Below are 1,707 nucleotides of genomic sequence, written 5' to 3' on the forward strand. Positions count from 1 at the left end.
GGTGTAGTCCGGCCAATCATCTTGGCCTTTCGAGCCGAGGACCAGGGTTCAAATCCCTGACCGAGCATTTTCCGAGGAATAACGTAACGAAAAGCGATGCGTCGGTGTGTTTTCGATCGAATCGAGATTCGGGCAGACGGTATCTACCACGAGAATGAACTTCTGTGGATCGAACCATATTCATGATAGACAACACTATCCGGATTATTTCGAAGCCTGCCGCCGTTCCCACTAAACAGACATTTCACGAAGATTTACCACATATATATCAATAGTTCCGAACCGTTCAAACGAGTGAAAATAGTGCAGAGACGGGTGGAAACGTGATGGCAACTTTCGATAGTTCAACAGAACTAGCGGATATCTTTATTATCGTGGAATGCCTCTAGTTGACACAGTCTGACGATACGTTCTCTGAACGAGGGATTGAAATAAGTGATATATAAAACGACATGACCACAGCAGGTGATTCATCATTCGACACGGGAAGCACGCTTCTCTCGACCGCCGCGATGGGGAGGGAGGGCGATATCGACTGTGTGCATCGATTGTCTGGCGATGGGGCGCGCGAACGAAACGTCCTCATCGTGACCTACAATCGGTCACCGGAAGTCGTGTTACAGCAGTGGCAATCGCGAATCGGCGACGAACCGACGGAACTCGGAATCATCGCCATCGGTGGTGGCGACGCACGAACCGGGACACACCGACTCGAACCACACGGCGATCAGAACTCCGTCTCGCTGTCGAACCCCGCGAGCCTCGGCCGACTCGAAACCACGATTCGACTGTATCTCGACGAATGGTCGGCGAACGACCATCCGACGGTACTCTGTTTTGACTCCGTCTCGACGCTCCTTCGCCACGTCGACCGAACGACCGCGTTTCGGTTCCTCGCGACCTTAACCGACCAGCTTCGGCAGCTCGACGTCGTGGCACATTTCCATATCGTTCCGGACGCGCACGACGGTTCGACCGTCGCCATGCTCCGTTCGCTGTTCGATGTCGTGCACGGCTACGAAGGGACCGAACCGGCGGTTTCGGCCGACGTCCTCCTCACGCTGCTCGGTTCCCCTCGCCGACGGCGCGTCTGCCGATACCTCTGTGAGGTCAGCGACTCGGCGACCGTCTCCGGAATCGCACGACAGATAGCGATGTGGGAGGGGTCTAGAATCCCGAGCGAGAACGAATGCGAACGCGTCCACGTCACGTTGTGGCACGTCCATCTGCCGGAGTTAGCCGAGGTCGGTGTTCTCCAACTCGATGGGAACGTCGTCTCCTCGGCCATCGATCGGGACGTGCTCGAACGATACGTGCAACTGACGGCGGACGACTCGTCCACTGAACTGTTCCCGAGCCTCTCCGACAGTGAGCGAATCCGAACGAACGATCCACCCGAAGACGAGTCCAACGAAGCGTACTGGACGGTGTACGGCACCGCACACGATTCGATCGTCGTGACGCTGGCACGGGCGTTGGCGAACGTGCGGGACGTCCCACCGACGGAATTACAACCGGTCCTCTCGGACGTCATCGACATCGATGCGCTCCAACGGCTCGCCGAGCACGAGGATATCTCCGTCTACGCGACGTTTCAGTACGAAGGATACGAGGTGGTGGTCGATAGCGGTGAGATCAAACTGTACGACTCACGCTAGCCACTCGTCCGGTTTCGTGTTGTAATCGACCTCAGTCGCCGCGATGTCC

The 1,707-nt window shown here is 56.6% G+C and carries 1 protein-coding gene and 1 tRNA gene; both read left to right on the plus strand.

Annotated features, from left to right (window positions below; genetic code table 11):
• A tRNA-Glu gene (locus WBV42_RS15545) sits at positions 1-67 on the plus strand.
• Between the two features lie 385 nt (positions 68-452).
• Positions 453-1,658 (plus strand): DUF7504 family protein, encoded by a 1,206-nt coding sequence (locus WBV42_RS15550; RefSeq protein WP_423986824.1) that lies wholly within the window; start codon positions 453-455, stop codon positions 1,656-1,658.
• Positions 1,659-1,707: the final 49 nt, after the last annotated feature.

It is taken from the genome of Haladaptatus sp., assembly GCF_049589095.1.
Classification (GTDB): Archaea; Halobacteriota; Halobacteria; order Halobacteriales; family Haladaptataceae; genus Haladaptatus.